16 protein-coding genes are annotated in these 16,618 nt (G+C 74.0%); 4 read left to right on the top strand and 12 right to left on the bottom strand.

Going from position 1 to position 16,618, the window contains the following annotated elements; translation table 11 throughout:
• Positions 1-13: 13 nt before the first annotated feature.
• Both P3T27_RS02460 and P3T27_RS02465 read left to right on the top strand, forming a co-directional pair.
• Complete coding sequence (locus P3T27_RS02460; protein WP_280673998.1) at positions 14-931, top strand: ABC transporter ATP-binding protein; 918 nt, start codon at positions 14-16, stop codon at positions 929-931.
• Positions 932-989: 58 nt separating this feature from the next.
• Positions 990-1,706 carry an ABC transporter permease gene (locus P3T27_RS02465; protein ID WP_280673999.1) on the top strand — a complete coding sequence of 239 codons (717 nt, stop codon included), beginning with the start codon at positions 990-992 and terminating at the stop codon, positions 1,704-1,706.
• A 65-nt stretch (positions 1,707-1,771) separates the two neighbouring features.
• On the opposite strand, the gene P3T27_RS02470 is transcribed toward P3T27_RS02465, so the two are convergent.
• From P3T27_RS02470 to P3T27_RS02520, 11 genes are all read right to left on the bottom strand, one after another.
• A complete protein-coding gene (locus P3T27_RS02470; protein ID WP_280674000.1) occupies positions 1,772-3,034 on the bottom strand; it encodes an MFS transporter in 1,263 nt (420 codons plus the stop codon).
• 65 nt (positions 3,035-3,099) lie between these two features.
• Positions 3,100-3,831, bottom strand: coding sequence for a FadR/GntR family transcriptional regulator (locus P3T27_RS02475; protein ID WP_280674001.1), 732 nt, complete (start codon positions 3,829-3,831; stop codon positions 3,100-3,102).
• 156 nt (positions 3,832-3,987) lie between these two features.
• Positions 3,988-4,833 carry an HAD family hydrolase gene (locus tag P3T27_RS02480; RefSeq protein WP_280674002.1) on the bottom strand — a complete coding sequence of 282 codons (846 nt, stop codon included), beginning with the start codon at positions 4,831-4,833 and terminating at the stop codon, positions 3,988-3,990.
• Between the two features lie 47 nt (positions 4,834-4,880).
• Positions 4,881-6,155, bottom strand: a complete 1,275-nt coding sequence (gene serS / locus P3T27_RS02485) for a serine--tRNA ligase (RefSeq protein ID WP_280674003.1) — start codon at positions 6,153-6,155, stop codon at positions 4,881-4,883.
• Between the two features lie 585 nt (positions 6,156-6,740).
• Positions 6,741-7,676 (bottom strand): prephenate dehydratase, encoded by a 936-nt coding sequence (pheA, locus tag P3T27_RS02490; protein WP_280674004.1) that lies wholly within the window; start codon positions 7,674-7,676, stop codon positions 6,741-6,743.
• 234 nt (positions 7,677-7,910) lie between these two features.
• Positions 7,911-9,170 carry an iron uptake transporter deferrochelatase/peroxidase subunit gene (gene efeB / locus P3T27_RS02495; protein WP_280674005.1) on the bottom strand — a complete coding sequence of 420 codons (1,260 nt, stop codon included), beginning with the start codon at positions 9,168-9,170 and terminating at the stop codon, positions 7,911-7,913.
• 5 nt (positions 9,171-9,175) lie between these two features.
• Positions 9,176-11,185: a FixH family protein gene (locus tag P3T27_RS02500; RefSeq protein ID WP_280674006.1), complete on the bottom strand. Its 2,010-nt coding sequence runs from the start codon at positions 11,183-11,185 to the stop codon at positions 9,176-9,178.
• A 13-nt stretch (positions 11,186-11,198) separates the two neighbouring features.
• Positions 11,199-11,705, bottom strand: a complete 507-nt coding sequence (locus P3T27_RS02505; RefSeq protein ID WP_280674007.1) for a copper chaperone PCu(A)C — start codon at positions 11,703-11,705, stop codon at positions 11,199-11,201.
• Complete coding sequence (locus P3T27_RS02510) at positions 11,702-12,370, bottom strand: SCO family protein (protein ID WP_280674008.1); 669 nt, start codon at positions 12,368-12,370, stop codon at positions 11,702-11,704. The genes P3T27_RS02505 and P3T27_RS02510 overlap by 4 nt, the downstream gene beginning before the upstream one ends.
• Before the next feature lie 78 nt (positions 12,371-12,448).
• Positions 12,449-13,201, bottom strand: a complete 753-nt coding sequence (locus P3T27_RS02515) for a YcnI family protein (RefSeq protein WP_280674009.1) — start codon at positions 13,199-13,201, stop codon at positions 12,449-12,451.
• 192 nt (positions 13,202-13,393) lie between these two features.
• On the bottom strand, positions 13,394-14,224 hold the full coding sequence (locus P3T27_RS02520; protein ID WP_280674010.1) for a hypothetical protein: 831 nt from the start codon (positions 14,222-14,224) through the stop codon (positions 13,394-13,396).
• A gap of 229 nt (positions 14,225-14,453) precedes the next feature.
• Between P3T27_RS02520 and P3T27_RS02525 the strand changes: the two genes are divergently transcribed.
• Positions 14,454-15,092, top strand: coding sequence for an ATP-binding protein (locus tag P3T27_RS02525; protein ID WP_280674011.1), 639 nt, complete (start codon positions 14,454-14,456; stop codon positions 15,090-15,092).
• A 76-nt stretch (positions 15,093-15,168) separates the two neighbouring features.
• Here the strand turns inward: P3T27_RS02525 and P3T27_RS02530 are convergent, their stop codons facing one another.
• Positions 15,169-16,173: an LAETG motif-containing sortase-dependent surface protein gene (locus tag P3T27_RS02530; protein WP_280674012.1), complete on the bottom strand. Its 1,005-nt coding sequence runs from the start codon at positions 16,171-16,173 to the stop codon at positions 15,169-15,171.
• Between the two features lie 208 nt (positions 16,174-16,381).
• On the opposite strand from P3T27_RS02530, the gene P3T27_RS02535 reads away from it, so the two are divergent.
• Entirely contained in the window at positions 16,382-16,612 is a 231-nt protein-coding gene (locus tag P3T27_RS02535; protein ID WP_280674013.1) for a hypothetical protein, read from the top strand.
• Positions 16,613-16,618 lie beyond the last annotated feature (6 nt).

Genomic DNA, 16,618 nt, shown 5'->3' on the forward strand with positions numbered 1-16,618 from the left:
TTGAGAGGGCGTCATGGCCACCATCACCATCGACAAGGTCTCCCGCTGGTTCGGGAACGTGGTCGCCGTCAACGACATCAGTATGACGATCGGCCCCGGCATCACCGGCCTGCTCGGGCCGAACGGCGCGGGCAAGTCCACGCTCATCCACATGATGAGCGGCTTCCTCGCACCCTCCAGCGGGGCGGTCACCCTGGACGGCGCGCCGATCTGGCGCAACCAGCAGGTGTACCGGCAGATCGGGCTGGTCCCCGAACGGGAGTCGATGTACGACTACCTGACCGGCTGGGAGTTCGTGCTCGCCAACGCCGAACTGCACGGGCTCGCCCACCCGGGCGCCGCGGCCCGGCGGGCCCTGGACCTGGTGGAGATGGCGTACGCCAAGGACCGCCGCACCGGGACGTACTCCAAGGGCATGAAGCAGCGCGTCAAGATGGCCTCCGCGCTGGTCCACGACCCGTCCGTGCTGCTGCTCGACGAGCCGTTCAACGGCATGGACCCGCGCCAGCGGCTCCAGCTGATGGACCTGCTGCGCCGGTTCGGCGCGGACGGCCGGACGGTGCTGTTCTCCTCCCACATCCTGGAGGAGGTCGAGCAACTGGCCCGGCACATCGAGGTCGTGGTGGCCGGGCGGCACGCCGCCTCGGGCGACTTCCGGAAGATCCGCCGGCTGATGACCGACCGGCCGCACCGCTACCTGGTCCGCTCCAGCGACGACCGCCGGCTGGCCGCCGCGCTGATCGCCGACGGTTCCACGGCCGGTGTCGAGGTGGACGGGCGGGAGCGGGCGCTGCGGATCGAGGCGGTGAACTTCCAGGGCTTCACCACCCTGTTGCCCCGGGTCGCCCGGGACGCGGGCATCCGGCTGTACACCGTCTCGCCGGCCGACGAGTCGCTGGAGAGCGTCTTCTCCTACCTGGTCTCCGCGTGAGGCCGGGCGCCCGAGCCACCGAACTCCCGTACCGGACCCAGGAAAGGGCCGACCGACCATGAACCCGACCGTCGCCAGGCTGACCCTGCGCGGCCTGCTGGGCCGCCGCCGCGGCATCCTGCTGCTGGTGGTCCCCGCCCTGCTGCTGCTCGTCTCGGCCCTGGCGAGCGGCGCCGGCGGGGACGAGCGCGACCTGACCGTCAAGATCCTCGGCCAGCTCGGCCTCGGCACCCTGGTGCCGATCCTCGGCCTGGTCGTCGGCACCGGTGTGATCGCCACCGAGATCGACGACGGCTCGATCGTCTACCTGCTGGCCAAGCCGCTGCCGCGGTGGCAGATCGTCACCACCAAGCTGGCCGTCGCGATCGGCACCACCTGGGTGTTCGCCGCCGTCCCGACGCTGCTCTCCGGCCTGCTGCTGTACGGCACCAGGGACGGCGTCGCCCTCGGCTACACCGTGGCCGTGCTGGTCGCCGGGGCCGCGTACAGCGCGCTGTTCCTGCTGCTCGGCGTGGTCACCCGGCACGCGGTGGTGGCCGGGCTGGCGTACGCGCTGATCTGGGAGTCGCTGATCGGCAACTTCGTGGCGGGCGCCCGGACGCTGAGCGTCCAGCAGTGGGGCCGCTCGGTGGCCGAGGCGGTCGCGGGGGATGCCGCGATCGGCGCCGACGTCTCGTTCGGGGTGGCCGTCCCGCTGCTGCTGGCGGTCACCGTCGCGGCGACGGTGCTGGCCTCGGTGAAGCTGGCCGGGCTGACCCTGGCCGGCGACGAGTAGCCGCCCGGGCGGGGGCCGGCCAGGAGTCGCCCGGTCCGCCCGGTCCGGTCAGCCGGACGACCGGCTCAGCCGAGCGTCCGGTTGCGGCCCGCGCCCCAGCCGGCCGCGCCGACCACGGTGACCAGCACCAGCATCAGCACCAGCGTGGCCGTCCAGCCGCCGGTGAGCTGGTGCAGCGCGCCGGCGCCGACCGGGCCGGCCGCCGCGACCAGATAGCCGACCGCCTGCGACATCCCGCCCAGCTGGGCGGCGCCGGCCGCGCTGCCGGTGCGCAGCACGATGAAGGCCAGGCCCAGGCCCAGCGAACCGCCCTGGGCGACGCCCAGGATGGTCGCCGACACCCAGGCGCCGGAGACCGGCACGACCAGCAGCAGGGCGATGCCGAGGCCGTTCAGCCCGGCCATGGCGATCGCCAGCCCGCGCTGGTGGGTCATCCGGCCGGCCAGCAGCGGCACCAGGAAGGCGCCCGCCACCTGCACCAGGTTGGAGAAGGCGAAGACCAGGGCGGACTCGCCGCGGTCCATGCCGTGGTCGGCCAGGATGGTCGGCATCCAGGCGACCAGGGTGTACACGAGCAGCGACGAGATGCCCATGAAGAGGCTGATCTGCCAGGCCAGCGGTGAGCGCCAGATGCCCTCGATCGGCTTCTCCGCCGGGCGGCCTGCCGGCGCCGCGGCCACCGCGGCGCGCTCCTGCCGGGAGCGCAGCACCTGCGGCAGCCAGGCCACCGCGGCGACCAGGGCGAGCAGCGACCAGGTACCCAGCGAGGCCTGCCAGCCGCCGCCGAGGGCGTGCTCCAGCGGCACCGAGAGGCCGGCCGCGAGGGTCGCGCCGACCAGCATGGTGGTCGAGTAGACGCCGGTCATCGCCGCCGCGCGGTCCGGGAACTCGCGCTTCACCAGGCCCGGCATCGACACGTTCAGCACCGCGATGGCCACGCCGATCACCACGCAGCCCGCGTACAGCGCCACCACCGAGGGCAGCACCCGCAGCAGCACGCCCGTGCCCAGCACCAGGACGGCGCCCAGCACCACCCGCTCGGTGCCGAACCGCCGGGTCAGCCGGGGAGTGAGCGGGGCGCCGACGCCCTGGAACAGCACCGGCACGGTGGTGACCAGCCCGCCCGCGGTGGCGGAGAGGCCGAAGGTCCGCTGGATCTCGACGATCATCGGCGACACCGCCGCCAGGCAGGCCCGCATGTTCAGCGCGACCAGCACGATGCCGGTCAGCAGCAGGGCGGGGTGGGCCAGCCGGGTGCGGACGGGAAGCGGGAGGGAGGAGGCGGTGGTGGCGGTGGCAACCGACTGCCGGGCACGCGTGACGGCCATGGGTGTGCTGTTCTTTCGTGAATGTGCGAGGAGGGAGCGGACGGCGGAAGGGGGCTCGCGCCGTCCTACTTCCGGGCCGCGATGGCCGCGAGGAGCTGCTCGACGGCCGCGGTCGGGCCGGCGAGCAGCGCACGACACGCGGCCTCGGCGCGGTCCGGGTCGCCGCTCTCGATCGCGTCGACCAGCGCCGCGTGGGTGGCCACGACCACCTCGGGCATGTCGTGGTCGCCGAAGGCCGTGGTCATCGACTCGCGCACCGAGGCGCCGAAGTAGCGGTACACCTCGGTGAGCGCCGGGTTGTGCGCGGCCTCGACGACGGCGGTGTGGAACTCCAGGTCGTGCTCGACGGTGGCCTCGCGGCCGGTCCGCTCGGGGTGCGAGGCGATCACCTCGGCCTCGCGGGCCAGCGCGGCCCGCATCCGGTCGACGTCCGCGGGGGTGTGCCGCAGCGCGGCCAGCCGGGCGGCCTCGGTCTCCAGCGCGGCCCGGACCTCCAGGACGTCCCGGATGCCCGAGCGCTGGACGCCGCGCAGGACGGCCGCCGGGTCGCTGGTGGAGCGGACGAAGGTGCCCTCGCCCTGTCGGGAGACCAGCATGCCGGCGTGCACCAGCACCCGGATCGCCTCCCGGACGGTGTTCCGGCCGACCTGCAGCCGCTCGGCGAGCTCGTGCTCGGTGGGGATCTGCGATCCCACCGGCCAGGCCCCGCCAGCCAGTTGCTCGCGCAGCTGGTCGATCGTGGTGTCCACCAGGGAGCGCCGCCCGGCCGCGTGCAGGCTACTGCCGTCGCTGGTCATGCCGGTACTCCCTCCGCTGCTGGTCACCGCCGGTCATCGGTCATCCTACAACCGCTTGCCCGGTCATCCTACAACCGGGAATGAACGGCCGCCGAACAGACCGGCGGACGGGAGTGGGGCCCGCTCCAGGGTCCGGCAAGATCGGCCGGACAGGCCCTATGCGGTGCGGTAGAGGCGTTCCAGGACGACGGCGACGCCGTCCTCGTCGTTGGTCGCGGTGACCTCGTCGGCGACCGCGAGCAGCTCCTCGTGCGCGTTGGCCATCGCGACGCCGCGGGCCGCCCAGCCGAACATCGGCACGTCGTTGGGCATGTCGCCGAAGGCGATGGTGTCGGCTCCGCGGACGCCCAGCCGGCGGGCGGCCACGGCCAGCCCGGTGGCCTTGGACAGACCCAGCGGCAGCAGTTCGACCACGCCGGCGCCGGCCATCACGACGCCGACCAGGTCCCCGGCGGCGCGGCGGGCGGCCTCGGCGAGCGCGTCGTCGGTCAGGCCGTGGTGCTGGATGTAGAGCTTGCTGACCGGGGAGTCGAGCAGCTGCTCCCGGTCGACCCGGACGACCGGGAGGTCGGAGCCGATCAGCAGCTCGTACCCGGGGCCGGCCAGCACCTGGCCGTCCAGGCCGTCCTGGTTGGCGGCGATGGCCAGCGGGCCGGTCTCGGCCTCGATCTTGGCGATGGCGAGCGCGGCGAGCCTGCGGTCCAGGGTGAGCGAGGTGAGCAGCTTGTGCGCGCCGGCGTCGTACACCTGGGCGCCCTGGCCGCAGACCGCTATCCCGGTGTAGCCGATCTCGTCGAAGACCGGGCGGGCCCAGACGGCCGAGCGGCCGGTCACGATGATGTGCAGCGCGCCCGCGCCGGTGGCCGCGGCCAGCGCGGCGCGGGTGCGCTCGGAGACGGCCTCCGTGCTGGTCAGCAGGGTGCCGTCGAGGTCGGTGGCGACCAGCCGGTAGGGCAGGCCGCCACCGTCGGGGGAGACGGGGCTGGGGCTGGTGGTGCTCATGGGCCGTGCGTCTCCCGGGAGTTGCGGGTGGTGCGGGTGGTGCGCTGCTACTTGACCGGTTCGAGGACGGTCCGCCCGCCGAGGAACGGCCGCAGCGCCTCGGGCACGACCACCGAGCCGTCGGCCTGCTGGTGGTTCTCCAGGATCGCCACGATGGTGCGCGGGACGGCGACCAGGGTGCCGTTCAGGGTGGCCAGCGGGCGGATCTTGCCCTCCTCGCGCATCCGGATGGCGAGCCGGCGGGCCTGGTACTCGGTGGTGTTGGAGGTCGAGGTGACCTCGCGGTACTTGCCCTGGGTCGGGATCCAGGCCTCGATGTCGAACTTGCGCGCGGCCGAGGAGCCGAGGTCGCCGGAGGCGACGTCGATCACCCGGTAGGGCAGCTCCAGCGCGTTGAGGAAGTCCTTCTCCCACTGGAGCAGGCGGCGGTGCTCGTTCTCGGCGTCCTCGGGCGTGGTGAAGACGAACATCTCCACCTTCTCGAACTGGTGGACGCGGATGATGCCGCGGGTGTCCTTGCCGTAGGTGCCGGCCTCGCGGCGGAAGCAGGACGAGTAGCCGGCGTAGCGCAGCGGCAGCTTCTCGGCGTCGAGGATCTCGTCCATGTGGTACGCGGCGAGCGGGACCTCGCTGGTGCCGACCAGGTACCGGTCGTCCTCGGCGAGGTGGTACACGTTCTCGGCGGCCTGGCCGAGGAAGCCGGTGCCGTCCATGGCGGCGGGCCGGACCAGGGTCGGGGTGATCATCGGGATGAAGCCGGCCGCGGTGGCCCGCGCGATGGCCATGTTGACCAGGGCGAGCTCCAGCAGCGCGCCGACGCCGGTCAGGTAGTAGGAGCGGGCGCCGGCGACCTTGGCGCCGCGCTCGGTGTCGATCGCGCCCAGGATCTGGCCGAGCTCGACGTGGTCGCGCGGCTCGAAGCCCTCGGCGGCGAAGTCGCGCGGGGTGCCGATCTCCTCCAGGGTGACGAAGTCCTCCTCGCCGCCGACCGGGGCGGCCGGGTCGATGAGGTTCGCCAGCGAGCGGAGCAGGCGGTCGGCCTCCTCCTTGGCGGCGGACTGCTCGGCGTCCGCGGCCTTGACCTCGGCGGCCAGCTCCTTGGTGCGCTGCAGCAGGGCGGTCTTCTCCTCGCCCTTGGCCTGGGCGACCTGCTTGCCGAGCGTCCGCTGCTCGTTGCGCAGTTCGTCGAAGCGACTGCCCGAGGACCGGCGCCGTTCGTCGGCGGAGAGGAGGGCGTCGACCAGGTCGACGTCCTCGCCACGGACGCGCTGCGAGGCGCGCACTCGGTCAGGGTCCTCACGAAGCAGGCGAAGGTCAATCACAGGCCCAAGCGTACCGGGCGGAGGCTCGTCCACCGGTACCGGTTTTCCCCTGGGGATAACTGTCCGGATCCTGTGGATAACTTCTGTGGGGAACTCGCCGCCGCCGGGTTATCCACAGGCCTGGGGCGGAACCTGTGGATCAAAGGGGAGGCGAGGCCTCCGATCACCGGAACCAGGAAATCGAGGTTTCAAACCTCATTTGACCTTCTCGGGTGAGGGAATTGAAGCACTCGGACGGGTGATTTGCTGGCACCCGGGTGACTCTGGTCCGATAAATCATCTCTGCGACGCAAACCGGTGATCCGACCGTTCTGCGCAATGGCTATACCGGTTTGTCGACTCATCCCCAGGCCTGTGGATAACTTTCGGCTGTGGACAGTGGCCGCCCCTGTGGACAGCGGGTTCCGGTGTCGGTGCCCCTGTGGATGGCCGGTACGGTCACCCCTCCGACCTGATCGGCGCCGTCGAAAACGGTCGGAAAAGGTCAGAAAGACATCACGAAGACATCAGGCGGACGGAAGGCGTCGAGGAGCGGGAGGCGTTCGGGAAGCGTCGGGAGACGTCCGGGAAGCCGACGGGCACGGGTCAGGCGTCCGCGCGCCCGTCGAGGCACCGCGAGAGCCAGTCCGCCGCGGCCGTGAATTCGGCGTCCGAGGTCCCCGGCCGCCGGTGGGTGGACACCTGCCGGTCGGCGCGCGGATAGGAGCCGAGGAAACGCACCTGCGGGCAGATCCGCTTGAGCCCCATCACGGCCTCCGCCACCCGGCGCTCGGACAGGTGCCCCTCGCAGTCGATCAGGAAGCAGTAGTTGCCGATGCCCTCGCCGGTCGGCCGGGACTCGATCCGCATCAGGTTGACCCCGCGCACCGCGAACTCCTGCAGCAGTTCCAGCAGCGCACCCGGGTGGTCGTCCGGCAGCCAGACCACCATCGAGGTCTTGTCCGCGCCGGTCGGCGAGGAGACCCGGCCCGGGCGGCCGACCAGGACGAACCGGGTGGTCGCGGTCTGCGCGTCCGCGATGTCCTTGACCAGCGGGTCCAGCCCGTAGATCGGCGCCGCGAACTCGCCCGCGAACGCCCCGTCGTACCGGCCCTCGGCGACCAGCCGGGCGCCGTCCGCGTTGGAGGCGGCCGACTCCCACAGCGCGTCCGGCAGGTTGGCCGCCAGCCAGCGGCGCACCTGCGCCTGGGCCACCGGGTGGCTGGTCACCGTCTTGATCCCCGCCAGGTCGGTGCCCGGCCGCACCAGCAGCGCGAAGGAGATCGGCAGCAGCACCTCACGGTAGATCATCAGCGGTGCGCCGGCGGCCAGTTCGTCGTTGGTCGCGGTGACGGCGCCCTCGACCGAGTTCTCGATCGGGACGAACGCCCCGGAGGCGTCCCCGCCGCGCACGGCGTCCAGCACCAGCGGCACCGTGGCCAGCGGCACCAGCTCCCGGGTCGCCGCCTCGGGCAGGGTGCGCAGCGCCGCCTCGGTGAAGGTGCCGGCCGGACCGAGGTAGGTGTAGCGGGTGGCCGACATGACGCCTCCGTGGGGAACTGGGTGGAACCGGAGCAGGGGGTGGTGCCGAAGAGGTCACCATAACGACTTCGCCGGCCGGCCAGGAAAGCGTTCCAGTGGCCGGGACCGGGGCGTTCGACCGCCCGGACCGAACGGCCCCCGCCGAGCGGCCCTGATCGGGTGGCCCTCGTCGAGCGGCCCGATCGGGTGGCCCAGACCCAGGGCGCCCCCGACCGAGCCGCCCCGATCGGGTGGCTAGTCGAACAGCTGCTGGCCGAGGTAGCCGCCCGCCGGTACGCCCGGCGGCACCGCGTACAGGCCGCTGGCCTCGTGCCGCAGGAAGCGGGAGAGGCCGTCCCCCCGGGACAGCTTGCGCTGCACCGGGGTGAAGCCCTTGCGCGGGTCGGCCTGGAAGGCCAGGAAGAGCAGCCCGGCGTCCGGCGAGCCGTCGGGCAGCAGGCCGTCGTGGTACGAGAACCCGCGCCGCAGCATCGCCGCCCCGCCGTTGGCGGCCGGGGCGGCGACCCGCACGTGCGCGTCGGCGGGGATCGTCAGCGCGCCGTCCGGGCCCTGCGCGGCCAGGTCGACCGGGGTGCGCTCGCCGGCCCCGGCGGGCGCGCCGAGCGGTGCGCCGTCCGACTTGCGCCGCCCGATCACCCGCTCCTGCCGCTCCAGCGGCAGCGCCTCCCAGTTGTCCAGCAGCATCCGGATCCGCCGGAACACCAGGTACGAGCCGCCGGCCAGCCAGGCCGGCTGGTCCGGACCGGCGGTGCAGAACACCTTGGCGGCGAAGCCGTCCTCGCCGGGAGCGGGGTTGTTGGTGCCGTCGATCTGGCCCATCAGGTTGCGGCCGGTCATCGGGCGCGTGGTGGCGCCGGGCGTCCGGGCGAAGCCGGCCGACTGCCAGCGCAGCGCCGCCGTGCCGGCCGCCTGCCGCTGCAGCACCCGCAGCGCGTGCACGGCCACCAGGGCGTCGTCGGCGCCGATCTGGACGAACAGGTCGCCGTCGCCGCGCGCCGGGTCGAGCGCGTCGGCGGGGAAGGCCGGCAGCGGTTCGAGCGCCTGCGGGCGGCGGTCGGCCAGCCCGGCCTTGTCGAACAGGGCGGCGCCGAAGCCGACGGTGAGGGTGAGCGAGCAGGGGCCGGCGTCCAGGGCCACCTGGGTGTCGGCCTCCTCGGCGGACTCCCCGGCGGTCAGCCGCTCGGCCGCTCCGGTCCAGCGCTGGAGCAGCGTGCGCAGCCCGTCCCGGCCGACGCCCTCGGCCAGGTCGAAGGCGGCCAGCTGGACCCGGGCCTGCTGGGGTTCGAGGATGCCGGCCTGGTGCTCGCCGTGGAACGGCACCCGGGCCGCGCCGAGCGTGCCGCCCGGTGCGGTGGCGGACGCCTCGCCGGGGCGGTCCAGGGCGACCGCCCCGGCGACGCCCGCGCCGGCCCCGGCCAACAGCCCGGCGCCGGCGGTGCCGAGCAGGGCCCGCCGGGTGAAGCCGCTGCGGTCGGGCGATTGTGCGTGGTCCATCGCGGTCAGCCGATCTTGAGCTGCTGGGTCGGGGTGGTCTGGTCGATGTCGGAGGAGCGGATCTGCACCGACACCACCCAGGTGCCGGCCAGTGGCAGCTGCGCGGTGCCGTTCCAGCGGCCGGTGCCGTCCGGGGTGAGCGCCACCGGCAGCGGGCCGAGGTCGCGGTCCGGCAGGGTGAAGGCGAGCTGCACCTCGGGGACGTTCACCGGCTGCCCGTCCGCGCCGTCGAGGGCGAGGTGCACCTCGTTGGAGCCGGTCCGGGCCGGGTTGAGGGTGACGGTCGCGGTGCCCTTGGCGTTCGGCGTGCGGCCCTTGGTGTCGTACGGGAGCTTGAGCTCCAGGGTGCGGCCCGGCTCGGTCTGCGGGGCGGGCGCACCCGCGGCCCCGGCCGAGCTCCCGGCGGCGGGCGCGGCGGCGCCGGCCTTGACCTCGCTCGCCACCCGCCCGGGCGGGGAGTTGGTGAGCATCGTGGTGACCACCAGCACCGCCACCGCGACCAGCGCCTCGACCAGCACCGAGCGGCGCAGCCCGGCCCGGGTCGGGGTCAGCCCGCGCTCGCGCCCGGCGCTCTCCCGGGCCGCCTGCTGACGGGCCAGCTGGGCCTGTCGGACCGGGTCCTCGGAGTGCGCCGCGACACCGACCGGCTCCGGCACCTCGGCCCGCTCGACCTCCGCCGCCTCGGCCGGGGCCGAGCGCAGCCGGGCCAGCCAGGAGCGGGAGACCCAGGCGACGCCGAGCATCACGACCACGCAGCCGGTCTTCACCAGCAGCAGCCGCCCGTACTCGGTGCCGGTCAGCGCGCCCCAGCTCCCGAGGCCGCGCCAGGACTGGTAGACGCCGGTGGCGACCAGCACCGCGACCGAGCCGAAGGCGATCTTCGAGAAGCGGTCGACGACCTGCGCGCCGACGCCCTCGCGCAGTCCGACCAGCAGCGCGGCCAGGCCGCCCAGCCAGAGCGCCATCGCGATCAGGTGCAGCATGCCGAGCGGCAGCGACAGCCAGACCTGGATGCCCACCGAGGCGTGGTCGGCGCCGACCCAGGTCGCCGCCAGGGCGATCGACAGCACCAGCCCGGCGACGCCGAGGCCCAGCCGGGCCTCGCGCTGCGGCCGCTCGGCGGCGCGCTGCTCCAGCTCCCGCAGCTCGGCCTCCTCGGCGGCTTCCGCGGTCTCGGTTCCGGAGTCCCCGTCACCGCCGGTCCTCGCCGCCGGCCGGGCCGGCTGCCCCAACTGGCCGACGAGCAGCGACAGGAACACCCCGCCCGCCGCGAGCAGCAGCAGCCGGGCGGCCAGCGCGGTGCCGATCCGCTCGTCCAGCGTGGCGCGCACCAGCGACAGGTCGAAGGCCTTGCCGATCCCCGAGCCGCGCTCGTACGGGCCGCGCAGCATCAGCACCGCGACGGTGGAGGCCAGCAGCGCCGTCCAGCCGGTCATCAGCAGCCGCTGCATCCGGCGCCGGGCCGCGCCGTCCGGCCAGCAGATCAGGATGAACGCGGCCACGCCGGCGAGCAGCGCGAAGGCCGCGTACGCGACGGTGCGCCCGGTGCCGTAGAGGGCGGCGACCAGGCCATCGGCCTTGGCGCCCTGCAGCGCGGTGGCGGACACCGAGGTGTCCGAGGGCGCGCCGATGGAGAAGGTGAACGCGCCGCCGATCGGGTGCGAGTCCTCCGAGACGGCCCGCCAGGCCACGGTGTACGTGCCGTTGGCGAGCCCGCTGTTCAGGCCGACCCGGGCGGTGTTCGCCTTGCCGTCGGCGTGCCCCGGGTTGCCGGTGTCCACCGCCTTGCCGGCCGGGTCGAGCACCCGCACCGAGTCGTCGGACAGCGACACGGACTCGCTGAAGGTCAGCGTGACCGCCTGCGGGGCGGCGGCGACCACCGCGTTCTGGTGCGGGTCGGTGGACTCCAGGGTGGCGTGCGCGGCGGCCGGTCCGGCGCCGGCGAGCATCAGCGCGAGCAGCGCGCCGAGCACCCCGAGCAGTCCGGCGATCCGGCGGTGGGAGGCCTTCTCCATGGTGGCGGATCCCCTAACTCTGGCTGGGGCGGTAGGTGAGCTCCTTGACCGGCACCTTGACCGAGAGGGTGCCGGACTTGGCGAAGGTCAGGTCGAGCTCCAGCTCGTCGCCGAGGGCGGGGGCCTTCTGCCATCCCATGATCATCAGGTGGGTGCCGCCGCGGGCGAACTGCAACGCGCCGTGCGCGGGCACGTCCAGGCTGGCGACCTCCTCCATGCTGGACGGGGTCGAGCGGTGCATGGTGACCGACTCGGCGCCCGGGCTGCTCACCTTGAGCAGCTGGTCCTGCCCGCCGTCGTTGCGGACGGTCAGGTAGCCGGCGGCCATCCCGCCGGCCGGGGGCAGCGGGATGTAGGAGTCGGCGACGCTCAGCTTCGCCGGTCCGCCGCCGGCACCGTCCTGACCGCCCGCCCCGCAGGCGACCAGGATGGCGCCGCCGCCCAGTGCCGTCGCCAGTACCGCGCCCGTGAGCGCCGTCCGACGGAAGCCGAGCGTCGTGCGGCCGGTCGCGCCCTTCATGCCGCGACCCCCTTGGCGAGCAGCGGGAGGTCGTGCTCGTAGGTCTTCTCCTCGGTGCCGCTCAGGTAGAGCACGTGCGCCTTGTCGTCCGAGGGGAGGAAGGCCAGCACCTGCGCGCCGTGGGTGGAGGTGACGGTGCCGTCGGCGTTGACCACCGGGTCCTCGATCATGATGCCGAGCGACCTGGCGGCGGTCTTCACCTTGGCCAGGTCGCCGGTGAGGCCTATGAAGTCGCTGCCCATCGAGTCCAGCCAGGTGCGCAGCACCTTGGGGGTGTCGCGCTGCGGGTCGGTGGAGACGAAGACGACGTTGACCTTCTGCCGGTCCTCGGGGGAGAGCGCCTTCATCGCGACGCCGATGTCGCCCATGGTGGTCGGGCAGACGTCCGGGCAGCTGGTGTAGCCGAAGAACAGCAGCGTGGTCTTGCCGTTGGTCTGCTGCCGCAGGTCGTACGGCTGGCCGGAGGTGTCGGTCAGCTGGAGGTCAGGCTTCTCGAAGTTCTTGGTGAGCACCGTGCCCTGGTACGGCGAGTCGGCCTTCTGCCGGGTGACCTTGGTGGGGGCCGAGCCGCCCCCGGAGGAGCCGCAGGCGGTCAGCGTCAGGGCGGCGGCGAGCGCGACGGCGGCCGCGCCGGCCAGGCGGGTGGTGCGGGTGGTGCGGGGCATGGGAGTTCCGATCGTGCGCGGTGGGACCGCCGGCGGGGCCGTACCCGGGGCGTGGGTACGGCCCCGCCGGCGGGTGGGTCAGGAGGCGGAGCCGCTGTTCCGGCGGCGCAGGCCGAGGACGCCGACGGCGGTGCCGATCACGCCGACCACGATGCCGACGACGCCGAGCACCCGGGCGGTGGAGTCGCTGGACTTGCCGCCGTCCGCGGCCGCGGCGTGGTCGGAGCTGTCACCGTGGGCGCCCGCGGCGGGGGAGGCGGTGACGCCGCCGTGGGCGTCGTCACCGGCGGCCTTGGTGAGCTTCAGGACGGGGGCCGGGTGGGCCGGCTCGGGCTGGCCGTCCTTGGACTCGTCGATCCAGCGGACGATGTCGCCGTTGTCGTAGCTCTGCAGGGTCTTGAAGACCATGCTGTCGGCGTCGGCCGGCAGCGGGCCGAGCGAGACCCGGAACTCCTGGAACTGGCCGGGGGCGATCTTGGTGCCGGCGTCGGCGGTCCAGGTGATCTTGGAGACGGCCTCGTTGACGTCGCTGCCGTGCACCTTGATCGGCTTGTCGAGCTTCGCCTTCTCGACGGTCGCCGTCCAGCCCGGCAGCGGCAGGGTCCGGACCGAGGCCAGCGGGTGGTCCAGCGGGAGGTTGACCTCCAGCTTCACCGTGCCGGCGGTGTCGCTCTCGTTCGGCACCCGGAAGTCGACGGCCGTGTAGCCGCCCTGCGCGGCCGCGCCCGGGTTCACGGTGACGTGTGCGAACGCGGGACCGGCCAGCGCCACCACGGAGGCGGCGGCGGTGAGGGCGACGGCGGCGAGACGGCGGGTGGGAAGGGAACGCATGATGCGGGTCTCCGATCGGAGCTCGGCGGACCGGCCCGCGGCCGGGCGACGGAGGACCGTGCCTCGGCGGGGCCGCGCGTGGGGACGTGTGGGGGCGGAACCACGGGCCGTCGGCGTGTCGGGGACACGCGGGACCGACCCGGACGCTGCGCACGACCGGAACCCGGCACGAACGGAGGGCCAGGGGGCGGGTCAGTACGCGAGGGCCCCGCACGGCGGACCGCGCCGCACCACGCTGTGCCGCAGCACGGCACCCGCCGGAAGCGGACACTCGCCGCCCCGGGTCCCGAACCGGCGGGCCGGACCGGCCACGCCGAACAGGCCGCGCAGCAGCGCGGCCACCAGCACCAGTGCCGACCGCAGCGGCGCCGCCCAGTGCTCCCGGGCCGCCGTCGCGGTCACTCGCACCAGCCGCCACAGCGCCGCCTCGCCGCGCCGCAGCCACCAGCCCGCCACCAGCGCGGCGGCCAGGTGCCCGGCCAGCATCGACGGCGTCATCCCGAACACGCCGCCCTGCCACCACGGGGCGACGGCGTACGCGCTCGGGTCCAGGCCCGCCGAGGAGACCAGCTGCTCGGCGGTCGGGCTGCCGGGCAGGCCGGTCAGCGTGCCGGGGTGCGACTCGTTGCAGATCAGCCGGCCGGCCACGGTCGGCAGGGTCAGCGGGCCGGAACCGCCGTGGTGCATGCCGGCCATGCCGCCGATCGCGGCGTGGCCGTTGAAGCTGTGGAACAGGCAGTGCAGCCCGAGCTGGGCCGCGCCCAGCGCACCGGCGATGGCCGCCAGCGAACGCTCCCGCCCGCCGCACGCCACCGCGAGCACCAGCACCGCGGCGAAGCCCGTCGCCAACGCGGCCGGCGGCACGTTTCCGCCACCGGCCAGGGCGTGCCCGGCGGCCGCTATCAAGGTGCAGACCAGCGCGAACGGGACGGCCCTGGCAAGCCGCAGATCCCAGGCGGCGGCCCCCACCGGCGCGTCCGGTGCGAGGGCGCCCGGGAGCGGGGCGGCGGGGAGGGCAGTCATGGCCGGGCCATCATCTCATCGCGTACCTCGCCGACGTGGGCAGGGTGGGAAATCCCTACGAATGCCCCGTTCGGCGGCGGCGCGCAGGGCGGCGAGTGCGCCACTCGGCACAATCCACGGCCCCAGTCCATCCGCCGAACGGGCGGCAGCGGGCCCCGCGCACGGTTCACCGCCGAATCGCCCGGAGATACCTAGTTGTATGTGGAGCCGCAGCCAGGAGGGACCTCCCGTGGACATCTGGTGGACTCTGCACCTCAAGCGCGACCCGGCCAGCGTTCCGCTGGCCCGGCGCATCCTGCTCGGTGCCATGGCGACGGCGGGCGTCGACCCGCAGATCGCCGACGACCTCGGCGTCGCCCTCAGCGAGGCCTGCGCCAACGCCGTCGAGCACGGCGCCGCCGGGCGGCCCGACGACGGCTTCCAGGTCACCGCCTCGATCTGCGGTGACCGGCTGCGGATCGAGGTCACCGACTCCGGCCCCGGCCTGCCCGCTCCCGCCGTGGCCCCCGCCCCGCAGCTCCGCCGCCGCCCGGTCAGCCCGCCGCCGCCCCGCCCGGCCTCGCACCGCCGCCCCCGGCGCGGCCGCGCCACCGTCCCGGCTCGCGTCCTCACCGCCCACCGCCCCCGGCGCGACGGCCGCCCCTACGACACCCACGTCCTGCCCGCCCGGCCCCCGGCCCCCACCCTGCGCCCGGTCGACCTCGACGCCCTCCCCGACCTCACCGCCGAATCCGGCCGCGGCCTCTTCCTCATCCACGCCCTCACCGACCACGTCCAACTCCGCAACCACCCGCTGCGCGGCGCCATCGTGAGCTTCGACAAGATCCTCAAGTGGCAGGACGGCGCGCTGCTGCGGGCGGCGTCCTAGAAGTCCCGGGCCGGGAACGCCGAGAGGGGCGCGAACCACGGTTCGCGCCCCTCTCGGGCGTTCAACGGGTGGCGGGTCAGCTGTGCGCGCCGGCCTTGCGGCGTCGGAGGACGACCAAGGTGCCGGCGCCGGCCGCCAGGACGGCGGCGCCGCCGAGGGCGATCGGCAGGGTGCTGGAGTCGGCACCGGTCTCGGCAAGGTGCGGGCCCGCAGACGGCGAGGCGGAGGCCGGGGCGGGGACGGCGGCCGGGGTGGTGGCCGGGGTGGTGGCCGCCCTGGCGTCAGTCACGGTGAAGTGGTCGTCGACGCGGTAGTCGGCGCCGTAGGACAGGCACCTGCCGTCGGCGGGGGTGCCGGGCACGTCCTTGGCCTCGAAGGTCTCCGAGGTGGCGCTCAGCTGGGCGAAGTAGCGGGCGCTCAGGGCCTTGTCGGTGGCCGCGAGGCGCACCTGGAGGGTGAGCTTCCCGCCCTTGGCGATCTGGTATTCGCCGAGGTCCACCTTCAGGTAGGACATGTCCCCCGTGACGGTGCTCGACGCGGGGGTCTTCCAGTCCCCGCCGGGCAGCTTCACCTGGATGTTGAAGGCTTCCTTGCCCCAGATGACCGGGTTGGTCACCGGCTCGGTCTCGACTATGTCGGTGAAGAAGAAGTAGGTGTCGACCTTCTTGAGGTCGACGGGGCTGGTGTTCTCGAAGGTCACCGTGGCGTCCTGGGCCGGGCCGCCCTTGACCAGGACGGCCTTCGCGAGGCCGGTGCCGGTGGCCTTGATGTCCACGTGCAGGTAGCCGCGGCAGGGGCCGCCGGTGGGCGTCGGCACCGGCGGGGTCGGCAGGGTGGTCGGCTTGGTGGTGGCGGTGCCCGTCGGGGCCGGGGTGGTCGGCTTGGCGGTGGCGGTGCCCGTCGGGGCCGGGGTGCCCGGGGTGGTGGCGGTCGCCGGAGCGCTCGGGGTGGTGGCGGTCGCGGTGCCGGTGGGAGCCGGGGAGGAGGTGATCCCGACGGCTCCGGCGGTGGCGGCGCCGACCGTGGCGCCGAGGGAGAGCGCCACCAGGGCGGACGCGGCCAGGAGACGGGAAGAGCGCACGATCAGTGCTCCAGCTTTAGGTGAATTGTGTCTGTTTTGGGGCGACTTGAGGCATCGGAGGAGGCCGCCGACGGCGGTCGCGTCCGCGAACCCTACCGGGTCGCAGTGGCTGGATACCGATCAGGGTTGGCCCTTTTTGATCGATGCGGCGGCAGGGCCCGGGCGTCCCCCGGTTGCCGGGGCGGGCGGTCGGTCGCACGATGGCGGCATGATGCACCAGATGCGAGCCGAGTACGGGGCCGGGGGTGCGACCGGCGGGGTGCGGTTGTGGCACATGGTCCGGGGGACGGAGAGCGTGGCGATGTGCGGCCGGGAGCTCGACCCGGGCGCGCAGGTACGGGAGCCGGTGGACTGGGGGAAGACGCCGGAGCTGTGCTGCCACACCTGCGGGGCGTACTACCTGCGCGAGACGCCGTACCTGTCGGCCGAACACCCGTAGCGGGCC

Origin of the sequence: Kitasatospora sp. MAA19 (assembly GCF_029894125.1) — a bacterium.
GTDB lineage: Bacteria > Actinomycetota > Actinomycetes > Streptomycetales > Streptomycetaceae > Kitasatospora.

What these genes read in the sequence shown, in the direction of transcription:
- P3T27_RS02460 (WP_280673998.1), top strand. Translation starts at nt 14, where the DNA reads ATGGCCACCATCACCATCGACAAGGTCTCCCGCTGGTTCGGGAACGTG.
- P3T27_RS02465 (WP_280673999.1), top strand. Translation starts at nt 990, where the DNA reads ATGAACCCGACCGTCGCCAGGCTGACCCTGCGCGGCCTGCTGGGCCGC.
- P3T27_RS02470 (WP_280674000.1), bottom strand. Translation starts at nt 3,034, where the DNA reads ATGGCCGTCACGCGTGCCCGGCAGTCGGTTGCCACCGCCACCACCGCC.
- P3T27_RS02475 (WP_280674001.1), bottom strand. Translation starts at nt 3,831, where the DNA reads ATGACCAGCGACGGCAGTAGCCTGCACGCGGCCGGGCGGCGCTCCCTG.
- P3T27_RS02480 (WP_280674002.1), bottom strand. Translation starts at nt 4,833, where the DNA reads ATGAGCACCACCAGCCCCAGCCCCGTCTCCCCCGACGGTGGCGGCCTG.
- pheA (WP_280674004.1), bottom strand. Translation starts at nt 7,676, where the DNA reads ATGTCGGCCACCCGCTACACCTACCTCGGTCCGGCCGGCACCTTCACC.
- efeB (WP_280674005.1), bottom strand. Translation starts at nt 9,170, where the DNA reads ATGGACCACGCACAATCGCCCGACCGCAGCGGCTTCACCCGGCGGGCC.
- P3T27_RS02500 (WP_280674006.1), bottom strand. Translation starts at nt 11,185, where the DNA reads ATGGAGAAGGCCTCCCACCGCCGGATCGCCGGACTGCTCGGGGTGCTC.
- P3T27_RS02505 (WP_280674007.1), bottom strand. Translation starts at nt 11,705, where the DNA reads ATGAAGGGCGCGACCGGCCGCACGACGCTCGGCTTCCGTCGGACGGCG.
- P3T27_RS02510 (WP_280674008.1), bottom strand. Translation starts at nt 12,370, where the DNA reads ATGCCCCGCACCACCCGCACCACCCGCCTGGCCGGCGCGGCCGCCGTC.
- P3T27_RS02515 (WP_280674009.1), bottom strand. Translation starts at nt 13,201, where the DNA reads ATGCGTTCCCTTCCCACCCGCCGTCTCGCCGCCGTCGCCCTCACCGCC.
- P3T27_RS02520 (WP_280674010.1), bottom strand. Translation starts at nt 14,224, where the DNA reads ATGACTGCCCTCCCCGCCGCCCCGCTCCCGGGCGCCCTCGCACCGGAC.
- P3T27_RS02535 (WP_280674013.1), top strand. Translation starts at nt 16,382, where the DNA reads ATGATGCACCAGATGCGAGCCGAGTACGGGGCCGGGGGTGCGACCGGC.